The sequence below is a fragment of the Rhizobacter sp. Root1221 genome (assembly GCF_001425785.1).
Taxonomy (GTDB): domain Bacteria; phylum Pseudomonadota; class Gammaproteobacteria; order Burkholderiales; family Burkholderiaceae_C; genus Rhizobacter.
Map to the genome: position 1 here is coordinate 177,190 of NZ_LMDI01000001.1, position 17,697 is coordinate 194,886.

General features: G+C 64.4%; 17 protein-coding genes and 1 pseudogene. All 18 read right to left on the minus strand.

The window, feature by feature from the left end; all coding sequences use genetic code 11:
- Positions 1-224 precede the first annotated feature (224 nt).
- The 18 genes and pseudogenes from ASC87_RS00660 to ASC87_RS00735 all read right to left on the minus strand — a co-directional run bounded on the left by ASC87_RS00660 (position 225) and on the right by ASC87_RS00735 (position 17,655).
- On the minus strand, positions 225-3,398 hold the full coding sequence (locus ASC87_RS00660) for an efflux RND transporter permease subunit (protein WP_056655036.1): 3,174 nt from the start codon (positions 3,396-3,398) through the stop codon (positions 225-227).
- Positions 3,395-4,888, minus strand: a complete 1,494-nt coding sequence (locus ASC87_RS00665) for an efflux RND transporter periplasmic adaptor subunit (protein ID WP_056655039.1) — start codon at positions 4,886-4,888, stop codon at positions 3,395-3,397. The genes ASC87_RS00660 and ASC87_RS00665 overlap by 4 nt, the downstream gene beginning before the upstream one ends.
- A 4-nt stretch (positions 4,889-4,892) precedes the next feature.
- On the minus strand, positions 4,893-6,116 hold the full coding sequence (locus ASC87_RS00670) for a TolC family protein (protein WP_235582007.1): 1,224 nt from the start codon (positions 6,114-6,116) through the stop codon (positions 4,893-4,895).
- Positions 6,117-6,256: 140 nt separating this feature from the next.
- On the minus strand, positions 6,257-6,655 hold the full coding sequence (locus tag ASC87_RS00675; RefSeq protein WP_056655045.1) for a hypothetical protein: 399 nt from the start codon (positions 6,653-6,655) through the stop codon (positions 6,257-6,259).
- A gap of 184 nt (positions 6,656-6,839) precedes the next feature.
- Positions 6,840-9,203, minus strand: coding sequence for a heavy metal translocating P-type ATPase (locus tag ASC87_RS00680; RefSeq protein WP_082568269.1), 2,364 nt, complete (start codon positions 9,201-9,203; stop codon positions 6,840-6,842).
- A gap of 2 nt (positions 9,204-9,205) precedes the next feature.
- Complete coding sequence (locus ASC87_RS00685) at positions 9,206-9,463, minus strand: DUF2933 domain-containing protein (protein ID WP_056655049.1); 258 nt, start codon at positions 9,461-9,463, stop codon at positions 9,206-9,208.
- Between the two features lie 282 nt (positions 9,464-9,745).
- The gene (locus ASC87_RS00690; protein ID WP_056655053.1) at positions 9,746-10,084 is read right to left on the minus strand and encodes a DUF305 domain-containing protein; all 339 of its coding nucleotides are present in this window, start codon (positions 10,082-10,084) and stop codon (positions 9,746-9,748) included.
- An 89-nt stretch (positions 10,085-10,173) separates the two neighbouring features.
- Positions 10,174-10,341: pseudogene (locus ASC87_RS00695) on the minus strand (2Fe-2S ferredoxin); the annotation flags it as partial.
- 39 nt (positions 10,342-10,380) lie between these two features.
- The gene (locus ASC87_RS00700) at positions 10,381-10,641 is read right to left on the minus strand and encodes a heavy-metal-associated domain-containing protein (RefSeq protein ID WP_082568270.1); all 261 of its coding nucleotides are present in this window, start codon (positions 10,639-10,641) and stop codon (positions 10,381-10,383) included.
- Positions 10,642-10,803: 162 nt separating this feature from the next.
- Complete coding sequence (locus ASC87_RS00705; protein WP_056655056.1) at positions 10,804-11,190, minus strand: hypothetical protein; 387 nt, start codon at positions 11,188-11,190, stop codon at positions 10,804-10,806.
- Positions 11,187-11,513, minus strand: coding sequence for a copper-binding protein (locus ASC87_RS00710; RefSeq protein ID WP_056655060.1), 327 nt, complete (start codon positions 11,511-11,513; stop codon positions 11,187-11,189). Before ASC87_RS00710 ends, ASC87_RS00705 begins: the two co-directional genes overlap by 4 nt.
- Before the next feature lie 54 nt (positions 11,514-11,567).
- Entirely contained in the window at positions 11,568-12,098 is a 531-nt protein-coding gene (locus tag ASC87_RS00715; RefSeq protein ID WP_056655063.1) for a plastocyanin/azurin family copper-binding protein, read from the minus strand.
- A 6-nt stretch (positions 12,099-12,104) separates the two neighbouring features.
- Positions 12,105-12,668 carry a Spy/CpxP family protein refolding chaperone gene (locus tag ASC87_RS00720; RefSeq protein ID WP_056655065.1) on the minus strand — a complete coding sequence of 188 codons (564 nt, stop codon included), beginning with the start codon at positions 12,666-12,668 and terminating at the stop codon, positions 12,105-12,107.
- An 11-nt stretch (positions 12,669-12,679) separates the two neighbouring features.
- Entirely contained in the window at positions 12,680-14,092 is a 1,413-nt protein-coding gene (locus tag ASC87_RS00725; protein ID WP_056655068.1) for a multicopper oxidase family protein, read from the minus strand.
- Between the two features lie 14 nt (positions 14,093-14,106).
- Entirely contained in the window at positions 14,107-15,552 is a 1,446-nt protein-coding gene (locus ASC87_RS00730) for a TolC family protein (protein ID WP_200954273.1), read from the minus strand.
- Positions 15,549-15,965, minus strand: a complete 417-nt coding sequence (locus ASC87_RS30455; RefSeq protein WP_082568271.1) for a hypothetical protein — start codon at positions 15,963-15,965, stop codon at positions 15,549-15,551. Before ASC87_RS30455 ends, ASC87_RS00730 begins: the two co-directional genes overlap by 4 nt.
- A gap of 112 nt (positions 15,966-16,077) precedes the next feature.
- Positions 16,078-16,536 carry a hypothetical protein gene (locus ASC87_RS31455; protein WP_157603770.1) on the minus strand — a complete coding sequence of 153 codons (459 nt, stop codon included), beginning with the start codon at positions 16,534-16,536 and terminating at the stop codon, positions 16,078-16,080.
- Between the two features lie 303 nt (positions 16,537-16,839).
- Positions 16,840-17,655, minus strand: coding sequence for a TIGR04325 family methyltransferase (locus tag ASC87_RS00735; protein WP_082568272.1), 816 nt, complete (start codon positions 17,653-17,655; stop codon positions 16,840-16,842).
- Between the last annotated feature and the right edge of the window lie 42 nt (positions 17,656-17,697).

Genomic DNA, 17,697 nt, shown 5'->3' on the forward strand with positions numbered 1-17,697 from the left:
CTTGCTTTGCAGACGGAGCTTCCAGCCATGACTGCCGAAGTCCCACCGCCTCCCGGCGCACCGAAGCAAGGCTTGGTCGCTCGGATGATGGCTGCTCCGGGCTGCTCGAACCAACTCTTGATTCCGAACCAGACAATCTCATCCCGGGCGTCAAAGCCAGCGAGTTGCGATGCCAGTGCCTGCGCGTCGAGACGGAACGGCGTGGGATGCATGGCGGGGGTCTGTCAGGTCAAGGGTTGCGTCCTGATCCTTCCCCCCGTGGCCTGCTCAATCGTCATTCCCTTGCGTCGTCGCATGAGCAAAAAAACCGCCGGCACCACGAACAAGGATAAGAGTGGCGCGGTCACCATGCCACCGAGCATGGGGGCGGCGATGCGGCTCATGACTTCCGAGCCGGTACCACTGCCCCAAACGATGGGCAGCAAGCCGGCGAGGATGACGGCCACGGTCATGGCTTTGGGACGCACGCGCAATACCGCGCCTTCGCGGATCGCGTCGAGTACCACCGACTCGTCCGAAGGCAGGCCGGCACGCAAGCGGTGCTCGAGGGCCTGCTTCAAGTACAGCAGCATCACCACCCCGAACTCAGCCGCCACTCCGGCGAGCGCGATGAAGCCCACGCCAGTAGCCACCGACAGGTGGTAGCCGAGGGCGTAGAGGAACCATACTCCGCCGGTCAATGCCAGTGGCAGCGTGGCCATGATCAGCGCCGCCTCCTCGAGGCGACGGAAGGTGAGGTACAGCAGCACGAAGATGATGAGCAAGGTCGCTGGCACCGCGACCTTGAGCCGGGCATTGGCACGCTCCATGAACTCGAACTGCCCGGAGTAGGCCAGGCTCATGCCCGGCTCCAGGCGCACCTGCTCCGCCACGGCTTTGCGCAAGTCGCCGACCACTGAGGCGAGGTCACGGTCGCGTGTGTCGACATAGACCCACCCCGAGGGTCGCGCGTTCTCGCTCTTGAGCATGGGTGGACCGTCGGTCACCTCAATGCGCGCCACGCTGCCGAGGGTGATCTGCTGGCCACCGGGCGTCAACACTGGGAGGTTACGCAGCTTCTCCGGGCTGTCGCGCAACTCCCGCGGGTAGCGCAGGTTGATCGGGAAGCGCGCCAAGCCTTCGACGGTCTCGCCGATATTCTCGCCGCCGATCGCGCCGGACACCACCGCCTGCACGTCGCTCACGTTGAGCCCGACTCGCGCTGCGGCCCCACGATCGATCTGCACGTCGATGTAGCGCCCGCCAGTCAGGCGCTCGGCCAATGCCGAGCTGACCCCCGGGACGTCCCTGGCGATGCGCTCCACCTCGGCCGTGACCCGGTCGATGGCCTTGAGGTCGGTGCCGGCGACCTTGACGCCGATCGGACTCTTGATGCCGGTGGCCAGCATGTCGATGCGGTTGCGGATCGGTGGAATCCAGATGTTGGTGAGCCCCGGGATCTTGACCGTGCGGTCGAGTTCTTCGACCAGCATCTCCGGCGTCATGCCCGCACGCCACTGGCTGCGGGGCTTGAGCTGGACCGTGGTCTCGAACATTTCCAGCGGCGCCGGGTCGGTGGCTGTCTCTGCCCGACCGGCCTTTCCGAACACGCGTTCAACCTCCGGCACCGTCTTGATCATGCGATCGCTGAGCTGCAACAACTCGGCAGCCTTTTGTGCCGACAACCCCGGCAACGCGGTCGGCATGTACAGCAGGTCACCTTCGTCCAGCGGCGGCAGGAACTCGCCGCCCAGCTGCGACAGCGGCCACAGGGTGGTGGCGAGCACCAGGCCGGAGATCGCGAGCGTCAGCTTGGGCCAACGCAGCACCCAGTCCAAGGATGGCATGTACAACGCAATCAGGCCGCGGGTCAGCGGGTTGCGCTGCTCGTCGGGGATGCGCCCACGGATCCAGTAGCCCATCAGCACCGGGATCAGGGTGACGGACAGACCGGCCGCCGCCGCCATGGCGTAGGTCTTGGTGAACGCAAGCGGTCCGAACAGTCGGCCTTCCTGGGCTTCGAGCGTGAACACCGGGACGAAGGACAGCGTGATGATCAATAGTGAGAAGAACAGCGCCGGTCCAACCTCGATGGCCGCCTGGGTGATCACCTCCCAGCGCTGCTCGCCTTTGAGTTCATCAGAGGGATGAGCGTGCTGCCACGCCTCGATTTTCTTGTGGGCGTTTTCGATAATCACGACCGCGGCGTCGACCATCGCGCCAATGGCGATGGCGATCCCCCCCAGGGACATGATGTTGGCGTTCAGGCCTTGCTGTTGCATCACGATGAAGGCTGCCATAACGCCCAGCGGCAACGAGATGATGGCCACCAGCGCTGAGCGCAAGTGCCAAAGGAAGATCGCACAGACCAACGCCACAACCGCAAACTCCTCCAGCAGTTTCGTCGACAAGTTGTCGATCGCCCGCTCGATCAGCGCGCTGCGGTCGTAGGTGGTGACGATCTCGACGCCCTTAGGCAGGCTGGCCTGCAACTGCGCCAGCTTGTCCTTCACCGCGGCGATGGTGGACTGCGCGTTCTTGCCGCTGCGCAGGATCACGACGCCACCGACGGCTTCACCTACACCATCCAGCTCGCTGATGCCGCGCCGCATCTCCGGTCCCAGCTGCACCGTGGCCACATCGCCCAGCAGCACCGGCACGCCACCGCGCACCGCCAGCGGCACTACCTTGAAATCGCTGAGCGTTTTCAAGAAGCCACTGGCGCGCACCATGTACTCGGCCTCGGCCATCTCGAGCACCGAACCACCGGTTTCCTGATTGGCATTCATCAGGGCGTCGCGCACTTGGCCGTGGGTGATGCCATAGGCAATCAGCTTGGCCGGGTCCAGCACCACTTGGTACTGCTTGACCATCCCGCCCACGGTGGCCACCTCGGCCACGTCGGCCACCGACTTCAGTTCGAACTTGAGGAACCAGTCCTGCAACGCCCGCAACTGCGAGATGTCGTGCTGGCCACTGCGGTCGACCAGCGCGTACTGGAACACCCAGCCCACCCCGGTCGCATCTGGTCCCAACGACGTCTTGGCCGTCGCAGGCAAGCGACTCTGCACTTGGCTCAGGTACTCCAGCACGCGCGAGCGCGCCCAGTAAAGGTCGGTCCGGTCGTCGAAGAGCACGTAGACGAACGAATCACCGAAGAATGAATAGGCCCGCACCGTCTTGGCGCCGGGCACCGACAGCATGGTCGTCGCCAGTGGGTAAGTCACCTGGTTCTCGACGATCTGCGGTGCCTGCCCGGGGTAGCTGGTGCGGATGATGACTTGGACATCTGACAGATCCGGCAGCGCATCAATCGGCGTTGAGCGCAGCGACATCACCCCGGCCGCAGCCAGGAACAGCGTGGCGAGCAACACCAGGAACCGGTTGCTCACCGACCAGCGGATCAAGGCGGCAATCACTTGGTGGCTCCGTTGCGTTCCAGGGTCTGGATCACGAAGCCGTCATTGGTTTGCGAGAAGCTGAAGCGCACCGCATCGCCCACTTTGAGGCCCTTGGCGGCCTCGGGACTCGGCAGTTTGAACGGCATCTGCATGGCACCCCATTGCATGCTGGGGATCGGGCCGTGATCGAGGGTCACTTCTTGTGCCGTCAACTCCAGAATCTTGCCGGTTCCCTGGTGGATCGATGACGAAGGCGACGTCGGCACAGCTGCTGCGGCAGTGGCCGTCGACGCTTGGCGCTGCATTACCCCTTGCATGCTGGCTTCCGAATCGAGAAGGAACTGCCCGGAGGCAACGACCTGTTGCCCCGCCTGCAGGCCATTGAGCACTTCGAGCTTGTCTCCCAACTCGCGGCCCACCTGCACCTCCACCGGCCGGTAGCGCCCGGGACCATCAACCAAATAGACGAGCGCGCGAAGCCCGGTGCGGACCACGGCCTCGGCGGGCACGACCAACGCTTCAGACTGCACACCCGCCAGGCGCACTTGTGCGAACATGCCGGCGCGCAGCCGGCCTTGGGGGTTTGGCAGTTCGATGCGCACCCTCAGCGTTCGCGTCTGTGCGTTGGCCTCGGGCAGGATGGTGGTGACCTTGCCCTTGAGCAACTCCCCCGGGAAGGCCGCCATGCGCGCTTCGGCTGGCATGCCCAGGCGCGCGAACGCCGTCTGAGTCTCCGGCAGCGAGGCTTCCAGCCAGACACTGGACAGCCCGGTGATCTTCGCCAGCGTCATCCCTGGCGAGACCGTCATGCCAGGGCGCACCATCAGTTCCTGCAGCAAGCCGCTGATCGGCGCATGCACACTCGCTCGAGCCTGAACCTGGCCGGTGCGTTCGACCCGATCAATGGTCGAAGCCGGTATGCCCAACAGCACCAGGCGTTGCCGGGCCGCTGCGGTGAGCGCCGCGTCACCGGTTCCACGCACCGCCAGGAACTCCTGCAGTGCGCCGCTCCATTCCGGTACCAGCAGCTCAGCGATCGACGCGCCGGCGCTCACCACGTCGCCCGGTGCCAGCGAGGCGACGCGCTCCACGAAGCCGCTGCTGCGGGCCTGCACGACAGCGACCTCCCGCTCATTGAGTTGGACCGTGGCCGCGACCTCCACGGCGGCGCCGGTGGTGATCTTCTCGACGGCGGCAGTTCGCCAGCCGAGGGTCTGGGCGACGCGCGGGTCAACGGCGACACCCCCCGCTGGCGCTTCGCCGGCGTACTTGGGTACCAGCTGCATGTCCATGAAGGGCGACTTGCCGGGCTTGTCGAACTTCTGCTGCGGAACCATGGGGTCGTACCAGTACAGCACCTGGCGCTCGCCGGCGGGGGCTGTGCTCGGCGATATCGGAGCGGCTGACGACGCAGACCCCGCGCGCCAACGGCTCAGACCGATACCGAGGCCGAGGCCGATCACGAGGAGCAGGGCACCCAGAACGAGATTCTTATGGAGGGTTTTCATGGGTTCACTCCGAAACGAGGTAGGCCAAGCGTGCGCGCTGGGCCATCAGCTGGGCTTCGAGGTCGAGGGCTCGCAGTTGCACCTCGGCTGCGTCCTTGCGAGCTGCCAAAACGGCGCCAAGGTCGGCGCGGCCGGCTTCATAGCTGGTCAGGGTGAGCTTGACCCGCTCGGCTGCCAGGGGCATAGCCGCCGTCCGTTGCCGGAGCGCCGCACTCTCCAGACGCTGCAGTTCGCTCATTTGCGAGCGCACCTCGGCGTCGATGCGGCGCAGCACGTCCTCGCGCTCGGCCTCCAGTCGCTCGATGTCTTTGCGCCGTGCGGCGATCTGCGGGTCCTGGCGGGTTGCCGATGACAGCGGAAGCTCGAAGGTGAGCTGGAACGACACCATGCCGCCATAGGCGCGCGATCGGTTGCCATAGCCGACCTCCCAGCCCCAGTCCCCATGTGTGCCGGCACTGGCCTCGTCGACCTCGGCTCTCGCCATTGCGAGCGCGGGTGCAAAGACAATCAATTCTCCGTGGCGATCTAGACGGCCCAGCAGCGACGCGGTGTCGAGCTCGATCACCGGCATTTCCCCCGTGGTGTGCTCCACGGCCTCACCGATCCATCGCCGCAGTGCGACGCCAGTTTGTTCGACGGCAGAGGCCAACTCCTCGCGCCGTTCGGCCAGCATTAATAGTTCTTGTCGGGCCATCGTCGCATCGGCCGGCATGGACTTGCCGGTGGCGATGCGGACCGCCAAGGTTTGCTGGAGAACCTGGTTCTCCCGCTCCAGGACTGCAAACTCGGCGAGCTTGCGCTCCGCGTAGTGCCGGTTGATCCAGGCAGCGGCCGCCTCTCGCCTCACCGCCAGGCGCTCGGCCTGCCACAGTGCCTGTTCCCGTGCCGCCTTCGCCTCGGCACCATCGCGTTGCGCTGCGCGCTTGGCCGCGTTGGGCACGTCTTGCATCAGTCCGACGCGGCGCATCGTCATCGAGTCGCGGTTCCAGCTGAAGCGGTCCGGGCCGCTCACGGGGTAGTTGTCCACCCCAATGGTGAGCTTTGGATCTGGCAAGTGGCCAGCAGCCGGTCGCGCAACCTGGGCACTATCGAAGGCCGATTGGCGGGCCACCAGGCTCGGCGCACGCTGCTCGGCGAGCAACAGGGCCTGTGGCAAGCTCAGTTTGGTTGGCGCTGGGTTCGAGTTCGCGGCCACCGCCACTGGCACCGCCACGGCCGCGGCCAGCATGACGACCAAGCGAGCGCCACGGACGCGCCGGACTGGCCCGGCATCAGGGATTGAAGGCATCACAGTTCTCCACAAGACCAAGGGACGTCACAGGTGCACGCGCAACTGCTCACAGGCAGGTGCGCGCGACGCGTCGGGACTTAATTGCGGAGAACGAGAAAGGTCAAATAGACCGGCGCAGATCCCACCGGCGGATCGGTGTGCGCCGCGAATACAGCCGGCAAAGCGTCGGCTGGCGTAACGGGAACCCACGCGATCATGCGGCTGGCGAGCCAGTCGACCACCGGTGCCGCCACGAGGACGACACCTGGCGCGGTGTTGACCGACTGCTTGTCGCGGTCGCAATGGGCTTTGCACAGTTGCGGCTGCTGCTTGTCCATCTCGGACATGTTGGCGCAGTCGGGCATTTCTGCCATCGCCATCACCATCGGCTGGGTTGGCTGGACACAGGCGTAGGCAGCAGTGGCGAGCTGCAGGCACACCATCACCGTCGCGAGCATGCTCGCGATCCAGCGCCGGTACACCTTGTTCAAACTCATGCGGACAGTCTACAAGGGTCGGCCTCTAAGAGGCCAGGGGCGTTGACCGTCGTCAAGAATGGATCAACTCTGCGTTCGACTGGCGCTGCGGTCACGTTTGCTTCTGTATCCATCTCATCGATTTCGTTGCGCTGGTCTAAGGCGGGCACGAGCAGCCCCCCGAGTGCAGCACGAAGTCTCTGTCTCAGTCCGGACCGATGTCGGCCTTGCGCAGGCGCAGCGCATTGGTAATCACCGACGCCGAGCTCAAGCTCATGGCCAGTGCCGCGATCATGGGCGACAGCAGCCAGCCGGTGAACGGGTACAGCAATCCGGCCGCCAGCGGCACACCCAACGCGTTGTAGACGAAGGCGAACCCCAGGTTCTGCTTCATGTTGGCCACGGTCGCGACCGACAGGCCGCGCGCCGTGGCGATGCCGCGCAAGTCGCCCCTGACCAGCGTGAGCTGTGCGCTGTTCATCGCGACGTCGGTGCCGGTGCCCATGGCGATGCCCACGTCGGCGCGGGCCAACGCGGGAGCGTCGTTGATGCCGTCGCCGGCCATGGCCACGGTTCGTCCCTCGGACTGCAGCTTCTCTACCAGCTTGAGCTTGTCGGCAGGCTTGACCTCGCCGTGTACTTCTTCGATGCCCAGGCGTTGGCCCACGGCGCGCGCCGTAGTCACGCCATCGCCGGTGGCCATGATGACGCGCAGCCCGGCTTTGCGCAGCGAGGCGAGTGCCTCGGCCGTGGTCCCCTTGATGGGGTCGGAGACGGCAAGCAAGCCGACCAGCTTCTCGTCGACCGACAGGTGCATCACGCTGGCACCCTGGGCGCGCAGCGCCTCGGCCTGGCGCGCCAGGGCCGACACGTCGACGCCCAATTGCTCCATCAGCGCGGTGTTGCCCAGCGCGAGCGCCTTGCCGCCCACCGTGCCGCGCACGCCGATGCCGGACTCTGAGTCGAATTGCTCGGGCTTCTCGAGTGCCAGACCGCGATCCTTGGCTGCCGCGACGATGGCCGCCGCCAGGGGATGCTCGCTGCCCTGATCCAGGCTTCCCGCTAGGCGGAGGACCTCGTCTTCGGCGATGCCCGGCACCGCGGCGGCACGCTCGAATGTCGGCCGCCCCTCGGTCAGCGTGCCGGTCTTGTCGACAATGAGGGTATCGATCTTGCGCAGGTTCTCGATCGCCGCAGCATCGCGGAACAGCACACCGCTGGTCGCGCCGCGGCCGGTGGCCACCATGATGGACATCGGCGTGGCCAGCCCCAATGCACAGGGGCAAGCGATGATCAGCACCGCCACCGCGCAGATGAGGCCATAGACCCAGCTGGGCTCTGGCCCGAAGAAGCCCCAACCGAGGAAGGTCAGGATGGCCACGCTGACTACGCCAAGTACGAAATAGCCGGCCACCTGGTCAGCCATGCGCTGCATGGGTGCACGCGAGCGCTGCGCCATCGCGACCATCTGGACGATCTGCGCGAGCACTGTGGCCGAGCCGACGTGCTCGGAGCGCATCACCAGAGCGCCGCTGGTGTTCATCGTGGCGCCGATGAGCTTGTCACCTGGCCGCTTGGTGACGGGCAAGGGCTCGCCGGTCAGCATCGATTCATCGAGCGCGCTGCTTCCCTCGACCACGACGCCATCCACCGGCACTTTTTCGCCCGGGCGCACGCGCAGGAGGTCGCCTACGTGAACATTCGACAGCGGGATATCGGCCTCGCTGCCATCGGCAGCGATGCGGCGTGCCGTCTTCGGTGCGAGGCCGAGGAGCGATTTGATGGCCGCCGAAGTCTGCGATCTCGCCTTCAACTCAAGGATCTGTCCAAGCAAAGTCAGCGAGATGATCACTGCGGCTGCTTCGAAGTACACCGCCACTCGCCCCATGGACACGAAGGAAGCGGGGAACACTTGGGGAGCGACAGTGGCCACCACGCTGTAGACAAAGGCAGCTCCTGTGCCCAGCCCGATCAATGTCCACATGTTGGGGCTGCGGTTCATCACCGATTGAGCGCCGCGGACGAAGAACGGTGCACCCGCCCACAAAGCGATCGGCAGCGTCAGTACAAGTTCGATCCAGCTCTGCTTCGCCATGTCGAACCAGCCAAGGCTGTGACCGAACATGGCGAGCAAGGTCACGACCACCGTGAGCGGCAAGGTCCACCAGAAGCGACGCTTGAAGTCCTCCAACTCGGGGTTCGCTTCGTCGTCAAGCGAGGGCAGAACCGGCTCCAACGTCATGCCGCATTTGGGGCAGATGCCCGGGTGATCCTGGCGAATCTCCGGGTGCATCGGGCAGGTGTAGATCGTGCCTGCCTCGGCCGGTGGGGATGGCGCCGCCGGTGCGGGTATGACAAGCGACACGAACTTGGCTGGTTCGGCCATGAACTTGGCTTGGCACTTGGCACTGCAGAAGTAGTACGGCCGACCCTCGTGCTCAAGTCGGTGCGGCGATTGTTCGGTCACCGTCATGCCGCAGACGGGATCCTTCAGCGTGTCAGCGCCCTGGGGTAGGGCTGCAGGCTTGTGCGCATGGCCCTGGTGGCCATCGTGGATGTGCATGTCCATGATCAGCGATCCTTCGCGTCCGGGGGGCTGGTTCCGTGGTCGTGGCGACCGCCATGTCCGCCGTGCCCGTGATGGAACAGGTGCATCAGAGGGCAAGCCAACAGCAACAGGTACGCCCAGGAGCCTGCAAGGTGCGCCCAGTGCTCACGCAGAAGGAAGAACAGACCGATCAGCGCGGCCATGACGATGGCGCCACGCACGGCACGTCGAGGCAGACCGCTGGACTCCGGTTGGGATGTGTGAACGTGGTCAGTAGACATGTCAGCGTTCCTTCCTTGGTTCGGTTGTCGGTGATCGCCCGCGGGCACCCACGATTGAGAATGGGTCTTCCCATCGTGGGAGGGTCAAGCGGGATCTGCAGTTCGAGCGCGAGCTTGGGAATTGAGCGCGGCAGAGTCGCGTGCAGGTTTGCCTCAGGCTATGCGCTCGCAGTTCTGACCACTTGCGCTACATCAAGGCGCGAGCAAGGTTGTGCGCGGCCTAGGACTGAACTCGCTTGTTTGAGCAACCGACAGCGCCTAGCGTCACCGTCTTGATGGCCGTCACTTGTTCTGCTGCAGCCATTTGTTCAGTTGCTCGATTTCCTTGGACTGGTCCTTGATCATCTTTGACGCCATGGCCTTGAGTTCAGGCGACTTGCCGTGTTCGACTTCCACCTTGGCCATGTCGAGCGCCTGCTGGTGATGCATCTTCATCATCATCGCGAAGTCCTTGTCGGTGTCGCCGCTCATCTGCATCTTGTGCATGCCTTGCATGCCGGAGTCCATGGACTTCTTCATTTGCTCAGAGCCGTGGCCAGACGATTGAGCAAAAGCCGATGCAGCAGCAAGCGCCGCCGCAAGCAGGACAGGGGTGATCTTCAGGTTGGGGTTGCGGATCATGGCAGTCCTTTAGGGTGGAGGTCTGTACTTGGGCAATCCGCGTGCCGCAGCGCGATCGGCGCTATTGGAAACGCTCCTTCATGCCTTCATTACCGGTCGTGGTTGACGGTGGACCTCGGGATCTCGATGGTCACGTCTTCTTTGGCGAGGATCGCTTGGCAGCACAACCGGGACTGCGCTTCCAGCCCCCATGCGCGGTCGAGCAGATCCTCTTCGCTTTCTTCGACCTTGTTCAATGACTCAAAGCCTTCCCGGACGAAGTTGAACCAATGCAACTCGCCACAAGCACGCTGAACTCAGGGGCAGCTGCCGCAGCAACTCGAACTGCGCGCCCCCTGAACCGGCTCAGCGCTGCCAGTCTCTTCCACTGCGGTGTATCCCGCCACTGCGATGGCGCTCTGAATTGAGCGAGCATCCGCCGCTGCGAAGTCGACCTCCAACCGCTTGGTCGCGAGGTTCACCGATACATGGGCAGCAGGATCGATGCCCTTGACTGCCTTCGTGACAGCGTCAACGCAGTGGCCGCAGGTCATGTCATTCACTTGGAACGTCTTCATCTTCAAAGCTCCATCAGGAAGAAATGGGGTGATTGGAACTGTGAAGGTTCCCACCGTGGCAATGTCAAGCGGTATCGCAAAGAATCCCTCGGACAGGTAGTGGCAATGCTTCGGGTCGGGACATCGATTCAGCCACCTTGCCGCGGGGCGCGGCCGCAACGGCTAGGACTGCTGCTTGAACGCGAAGGACAAGCTCGCCGGCGTTTTGCCCTTGTTGGTCCACATCCAGCAGTAGTCCTGATCGCGTTCGATCTTGAGTTCGCCCTGCAGCTTGGCCGTGCCATCCTGCTTCGCGGGGAAGCGCACGTCCTTGCCCTCGTGGTAGTGCACGCTGAAGTTGAGCGCCGCGCTGGTTTCGAACTGCCACGCCACAGTCGTTGGCGCGGCCATCTTGCCGCACACCTCGACGAATTTTGCGGGCGCAACTTCCAACTTGCGGCTGAATTCTTGTTGTGCGTTCCAAGTGATGTCGATTACCCCGGCGCTCGCCGTGGAGGACAAGACTGCAAGCGAGATCGCGGCCGCGGTCCGCAACGCAAAGTGCTTCACTGCGCTGTTTCCAGCGTCGTGACAGTGAAGGCGCCGTTGATCTTCTCGGCCGTGAAGCGAATCTTGTCGCCGCTCGTGACCTTCGCCAGCATGGACGCGTCCTTGACCTGGAACACCATGGTCATGCCCGGCATGCCGAGGTTCTTGATCTCGCCGTGCTTCAAGGTGAGCTTCTTTGCCTCCATGTCGACCTTGCGCACTTCACCGTCGGTCATTTCGGCGGAGCTGGCGGCTGGCGTGGCTGCCGGTTGATCGTTGGCGGCCACTGCAGCGCCGGCGGCGAGGAGGAAAGAAGTCGAGAGAGCTATGAGGATCTTGTTCATGAGGAACTCCTGTCGTAAAAAAATGAGGGTGGCGGATTGGAGGGGTGAGGCGGCTCAGTGCTTGTGGTCAGCGTGACCATCAGTCGACTTGGGTTTGGAGGCGACCTTGCCTCCGGAGACTTTGATGGCGCCTTTCATGCCGGCGTCGTAGTGGCCTGGCTGCAGGCACGCGAAGTCCACGGTGCCGGATTTGGTGAACTGCCAGATCACCTCGCCGGTCTTGCCGGGAGCCACGGTCACCATGTTGGGGTCGGCGTGCTCCATCTCCGGAAACTTCTTCATCACCTCGTAGTGCTCCTCCAACTCCTTCTCGGTGCCCAGCACGAACTCGTGTTTGAGTTGCCCGGAGTTCTTGACCACAAAGCGTATGGTCTCGCCACGTTTGACAGCCACGCTGGCCGGGTTGAAGCGCATGGCATCGGTCATGTCGACCTGTACCGTGCGGCTGATCGTGCCGGCTTTGCCCGGCGCGCCGATGGCGTCTGCGTGTCCGTGTGAATGCCCGTCGGCGGCATTGCCGCCGGCGTAGACCGTGTGGGTCATCGCCAAAACGGCGAGGGTGAATGCGGTGCGAAGTGTCTTCATGGTGGCTCAGTGCGAATGGGTTGAATGACGCGGAGTGGAAGCGCCAGCAGCGGGGGCATAGCCGCGCAGGATGGCGTAGCGCGCGATCTGGTGGGAATCGAGCAACGCGGTCTGAGTGATGTGGGTCTTGAGGTGCTCAGCACGCAGCTGTGCCTGCAACTCACCGACCCGGGCGGTGGCTTGGTCTACCGCACTAGGCGTGGCCGCCCGTTGCGCAAACAGGCCGTCGAGTTGGCGCTCTGCGTCCAACAGGGCTGCACCCAGCCGTGCTGCCTCGCGCTTGTGCTGGTCCATCAGGGCACGGGTGGCGTTCGCCTGGGTATCGCTGAGGTGGAGATCCTTTGCCAGTTCAAGCACATGCGCCGGGCCGGGATAGCCGTTCAGTTCGGCGGCCTTGGCGAAGCCGGCGCCGCGCCCTGCGAGCAGGCCGGCGACATCAGTGTCCGAGAGGGATTTGATCGCGCGCTGATGCTCGCCGGCATAGCTGGCGGCGGCGGGATCGGCCTGGGCACCCACGGCTGACAGAACAGCAACGGCGGCAACCAGAAGGCCTGGATAGTGGGGTTTCATGAATAGACCTTTCAGTGGTGACCGCTGTGGCCGTCGGGCTTGCGGATCTGAACCTCGATGTCTTGCTTCGGCTTGGCTCGCGAGGGCATGGACTGGCCGCCTTCGGAAGCAAAACGCGAGGGCTCGGGCAACGCGCCCGTCCATTCGAAGGCGTTGGTGCCGGCCGGGGGTTTGAACCAGCCGGGATCGGTGTAGTCGCCGCGCTTCTGGTCGCGGCGCACCTTGAGCACGCTGAACATGCCGCCCATCTCGACCGAGCCGAAGGGGCCTTCGCCGCCCATCATCTTGGCCGTGTTGTCGGGGATGGGCATGTCCATCTCCGACATGTCGGCCATGCCGCGCTCGCCCATCACCATGTAGTCGGGGATCAGCTTGTTGACCTCCTTGACCACGCCGCGGTGCTCGACACCAATCATGGTCGGCACGTCGTGCCCCATTGCGTTCATCGTGTGGTGGCTCTTGTGGCAGTGGAACGCCCAGTCGCCTTCCTCATCGGCGAGGAACTCGATCTGCCGCATCTGACCGACCGCCACATCGGTGGTCACCTCGTACCAGCGGGTGGACTTCGGCGTGGGTCCTCCGTCCGTGCCCGTGACCAGGAACTCATGCCCGTGCAGGTGCATCGGGTGGTTGGTCATGGTCAGGTTGCCGAACCGAATGCGCACCTTGTCGTTCTTGCGGACGTTGAGTGAGTCGATGCCGGGGAACACGCGGCTGTTCCAGGACCACAGGTTGAAGTCCAGCATCGTCATGATCTTGGGCGTGTACGCCCCCGGCTCGATGTCGTAGGCATTGAGCAGGAACACGAAGTCGCGGTCGACCTCGTCGATCAGTGGATGCTTGGCCTTCGGGTGCGTGATCCAGAAACCCATCATGCCCATCGCCATCTGCGTCATCTCATCGGCGTGCGGGTGGTACATGAAAGTGCCAGGCCGGCGCGCGACGAACTCGTAGACGAAGGTCTTGCCGGGTTGGATGCCAGGCTGGGTGAGCCCGGTGACACCGTCCATGCCGTTGGGAAGGCGCTGGCCATGCCAGTGGATCGAGGTGTGCTCGGGCAGCTTGTTGGTGACAAAAATGCGCACCCGGTCGCCTTCGACCACTTCGATGGTCGGACCCGGCGACTGGCCGTTGTAGCCCCAGAGGTGCGCCTTGAATCCCGGTGCCATCTCGCGCACCACCGGTTCAGCCACCAGGTGGAACTCTTTCACGCCTTGATTCATGCGCCAAGGCAGCGTCCACCCGTTGAGTGTGACGACGGGGTTGTAGGGCCGGCCGGTGTTGGGCACGAGCGGGGGCATGGTGTTGGGCGTGGTCTGCAGCACCGGCTCGGGCAAGGCCGCCATGGCCACCTTGCTCACACTGGCAGCGACGACCGCGCCGGCGGCACTGCCCATCAGGAAATTGCGTCGATTGGTTGTCATGTTCTGTGGGGGGGTCAGTGGGCGGGAGCCGCGCTGCTGGATGAGGATGCTTCCAAGGCAGGACCGCCGACCGGCTTGCCGATGAGGGTGGCTTGCAAGGCGGCGTCAGCCAGCCAGAAGTCGCGCTGGGCTTCGATGGCCTGCATGACGCTGGATATCTGCTCGCGCGAATCGGCGAGCAGTTCGAACACGCCGATCAGCATGCCGTTGTAGCGAAGCACGTTCTCCTCGGCGATGGTCTTGCGCAGCGGCACGATTTCGTCGCGGTAGTGGCGCGACAGGTCGTATGCCGTGCGGTAGGCGGCGTAGCCTTCGCGCACCTGGGAACGCGCTACCACGGCCAGCTGGGCGGTGCGGTTCAATGCCACCATGTAGGTGGCCTGCGAGCGGCTTCGGCCGGCGTCTCCGAAATCGAAGATCGGCAAGGGCAACTCCAAGTTGTACCCCTTTTGCGGTGGCCGGCCGGTCTCGCTGTTGTGCACGATGCCGAGTTCGAGCCCGTTCACGAAGCTCGTGACGCGCGTCAAACCCTGTTCGCGCGCCGTGAACTCCAGGCTGGCGCGAGCCATGCGGACGTCCAGGCGCTCGTCCAGGGAAGCCTGCGCCACGACAGCTTCGTCCTTGGGCGCCGCCGGCAAGTCCGGCAGGCGTTCCGGCAGCGTCAACGCGCTGGCCTGGGTGTCATTGAGCCCAAGCGCGCGCACCAGGGTCTCGCGGCTCGCTCGGGCAGCCTGGCGTGCGCGTGCGAGTTGCGCCACCGCATCGGCAGAGAAGGCCTGCTCCCGCGCCCGCTGCAGCTTGCTGAAATTTCCTACCGCTTGCATCCGACGAGCCAGTTCCGCCCCGGCGTCTGCCGTGGCCTTGACCTGCTCGGCGTACTGCAGCACTTGCTGCGATGCGACCGCATTTACCCACGCCTGCCGCGCGTCCGTGGCCGACTGCACGACGTTGCTCGCCAGGGTAAGGCGGGTGGCCTGGTAACGGTAGTCGGCCACGCGCAGACGCGAAGGCAGCAACAGCAGGTCCAGCACCGAGAAGCTCAGCACGCGGCCGATCTCGATCTCCCTCATGCCCGCTTCGTTGCGCACCAGACGTTCGAACGCAAACACCGGGTTGGGCAAACGAGTGGATTGGCTCGTTTCGGCCGCTTCTGCCGCACTCTCGTAGAGCATGGCCTGCAGGGACGGGCTGTAGGCGAGCGCGATGCGCACGGCATCATCGGCGGAAAGCGGTTTGGAGAGCAGACGATCGGTGTCCGCCTGCGCCTCGCGCCGGACGTCGTCGTTGGTCAGCCACTTGACTTCGGAGCCGACGCTCTGCCGGGTCATGGCCTGAACCTGGGCGTAGTTGTCGTTGACCGCGGTGCTGGCGCAGCCGGCGAGGCCCGCCGCGATGGCGAGCACCGCCAGGCGGTGCATGGGGCCCAGCCGACCACGGGAAGGATGTCGGAAGGGGTTCATGGTGTCTTGGGCGGGGTGTGGCCACCGTGGTGGGGGGGTGGCGTGGGGTTGGAAGCCGCCGGAGCGGGCACGGGAGCCGCGGGAACGACGCCACCAGGCGTTGCCGGCTTGTGCATGTCGTGACCGGCCGGCATGGCCTCACCACCCGCGGCTTCGCGGGCGTAGGCTTGCCAGCCACCGATGCGGCCGACCAAGTCATTGGATTCGCGCCAGGGCACGACCTTCTGCTCTTCGAAGCGGCGATAGCCGTCGAAGGCGGAGCGGTAACCTGAACCGCCGGCGGGCTGGGGAGCAGAAGCGCTCGGGGCAGGGTCGGACGCCGGCCGGGTTGGCGCAGGAGCCTGCGCTAGTACCGACCAGGATGCGGTCGATATCAGGGCCGCGGCGATGACGCTGCGGGAATGGATCGTCATGGAAATCCTCGCTAGGCCGCGCGACCAAATGGGTCAGCGCTTCCGGAAACGGAATTCCCCGCAAGCAGCGACGCTCAGGCGCTCGGGCGCCCAAGGCTGCGTCGGGGACGCGTCAGGCGAGGATGGTTCGGGGAGGTCGTTCCTGGCCGTCGGTGAGGAAGACCGAGACGGCTTGCGGCATGCCAGCAACAATGGTGTCGGAGGACACCCTGGCATCAAAGGAGAGCACGGGGCTCGGCAAAGCCACGCCAAGGCAGCAAGAGGCACAGGCGCTGCACTTGAACTTGCCCAGTTTCTGCAGGGAGTAATCAGTGTCGGCCGTTCGACTGCCATCCACATCGGCAGCGGACACACCTGCCTCCGCATGGTGTTCGTGTGAATGGCCGGAGTGCGATTTCATCGAATCGTGGCCCGATGCGGGGGGGCCGGGCACCGCACCATGAGTCGCTGATTCGCTGGCCATCTGGTGGTGGCTCGGACCGCAGTTGACCATGGTCGCGGCCGCCCAACTCTGCACGGGCAGAGCAGCGACCAGCAACCACATCAGGGCGGTGCGAAACCAGGATGACATACGAAAAGTGTATTCGACGAGGTTTGCGTAAGGCCCGCATGGCCGTTTCGCCAACGTTGCTATGGGGGAAGGTTGCAGACCAGGCGGCTCAGGAACGTTCCCCTTGGTCGGAGGCCGTTCCCTCAGCGAGGGCCTGCTCGGGGGCGCCGGACGAGCTGATAGCCTCCCATCCAGAGCACTCCGGCCACCTTGAGGACCACGTACGGCGCCGGCTGGGTCTCGCCGCGTTCGATGACCCCGAACGATGGTCTTGTAGGTGGCGGCACTGATCGCCGTGATCTGCATCTTCCTGTGGTCACAGATCTAGCCAGCAAGATCGAAGCAGAACCCTCTGTAGTGATCGAGCGAAAGGTCGGGGCGAAGCGGCAACTCAAGAGCCTTGCCCCGGTTGGCCCATGTGTCCTTGAGCGAGTAGCCCAGCTGGGTCAGCTCCGCGATCAACCCTGCATGGGTCTGAACTCGGTAGGGGCAGAACGCCGTACCAATGCTGTTGACCGTGAAGTACGCGCTGTCGGGGTGAATCGGCGTGATGTTGATCACCACGCGGTTGGGTCGTCGATTCCAGCTGCGCAAGTAGCTGCCGAGAGTCCTGGGAAGGTACTGCAACGACCCAGAGGCGAACAGGATGTCGGAGTCGAGTTGATGTGTCAGGTCGTCGGTGAAGTGCAGTGCCGGGTCGACACCCTTCTGGGCAGCCAATGCTTTGCCTCTGGACACCACGGCCGGAACGTCGACGACAGTCCAATCGACGTCAGGCGGCAGCGGAATGGACTTGCGGTACGCATAGAACTTGATGCCCACGCTTCCGCCGACATCGGACACGCGACGTAGGCCTGCGTCAAAAGACTTCCGAAGCCAGAACATCGCGGGATAGTCGAATGCATCCGGTCTCATGTGGGTGAGGTACATATCGGCGGATGCCTCGTTGTCATACCCAGACACTCCGTAGCACTCGGCCTTGCGGGCGGCCGATTCGAAGGAATCGAAGACGCCCCAGAACATGTTGCGATCCCTATTGGCAACGAACTCTCGTTCGAAAGATGATTCGACGAATCGACGCACGACGGGTGCCCGTGCACCCACTTCGATCGCCGTATGAATGCGCTGAACAAGACTCATAAAAGCTCCTCTGGCAGTTCGGGCCTCGGTCGGGCGCCGGTC

Excerpts from the sequence above, each read along its gene's own strand:
- ASC87_RS00665 (WP_056655039.1), bottom strand. The coding sequence starts at position 4,888 with ATGAAAACCCTCCATAAGAATCTCGTTCTGGGTGCCCTGCTCCTCGTG.
- ASC87_RS00670 (WP_235582007.1), bottom strand. The coding sequence starts at position 6,116 with ATGCTGGCCGCGGCCGTGGCGGTGCCAGTGGCGGTGGCCGCGAACTCG.
- ASC87_RS00675 (WP_056655045.1), bottom strand. The coding sequence starts at position 6,655 with ATGAGTTTGAACAAGGTGTACCGGCGCTGGATCGCGAGCATGCTCGCG.
- ASC87_RS00680 (WP_082568269.1), bottom strand. The coding sequence starts at position 9,203 with ATGGACATGCACATCCACGATGGCCACCAGGGCCATGCGCACAAGCCT.
- ASC87_RS00685 (WP_056655049.1), bottom strand. The coding sequence starts at position 9,463 with ATGTCTACTGACCACGTTCACACATCCCAACCGGAGTCCAGCGGTCTG.
- ASC87_RS00690 (WP_056655053.1), bottom strand. The coding sequence starts at position 10,084 with ATGATCCGCAACCCCAACCTGAAGATCACCCCTGTCCTGCTTGCGGCG.
- ASC87_RS00700 (WP_082568270.1), bottom strand. The coding sequence starts at position 10,641 with ATGAAGACGTTCCAAGTGAATGACATGACCTGCGGCCACTGCGTTGAC.
- ASC87_RS00710 (WP_056655060.1), bottom strand. The coding sequence starts at position 11,513 with ATGAACAAGATCCTCATAGCTCTCTCGACTTCTTTCCTCCTCGCCGCC.
- ASC87_RS00715 (WP_056655063.1), bottom strand. The coding sequence starts at position 12,098 with ATGAAGACACTTCGCACCGCATTCACCCTCGCCGTTTTGGCGATGACC.
- ASC87_RS00720 (WP_056655065.1), bottom strand. The coding sequence starts at position 12,668 with ATGAAACCCCACTATCCAGGCCTTCTGGTTGCCGCCGTTGCTGTTCTG.
- ASC87_RS00725 (WP_056655068.1), bottom strand. The coding sequence starts at position 14,092 with ATGACAACCAATCGACGCAATTTCCTGATGGGCAGTGCCGCCGGCGCG.
- ASC87_RS00730 (WP_200954273.1), bottom strand. The coding sequence starts at position 15,552 with ATGAACCCCTTCCGACATCCTTCCCGTGGTCGGCTGGGCCCCATGCAC.
- ASC87_RS30455 (WP_082568271.1), bottom strand. The coding sequence starts at position 15,965 with ATGACGATCCATTCCCGCAGCGTCATCGCCGCGGCCCTGATATCGACC.
- ASC87_RS31455 (WP_157603770.1), bottom strand. The coding sequence starts at position 16,536 with ATGTCATCCTGGTTTCGCACCGCCCTGATGTGGTTGCTGGTCGCTGCT.
- ASC87_RS00735 (WP_082568272.1), bottom strand. The coding sequence starts at position 17,655 with ATGAGTCTTGTTCAGCGCATTCATACGGCGATCGAAGTGGGTGCACGG.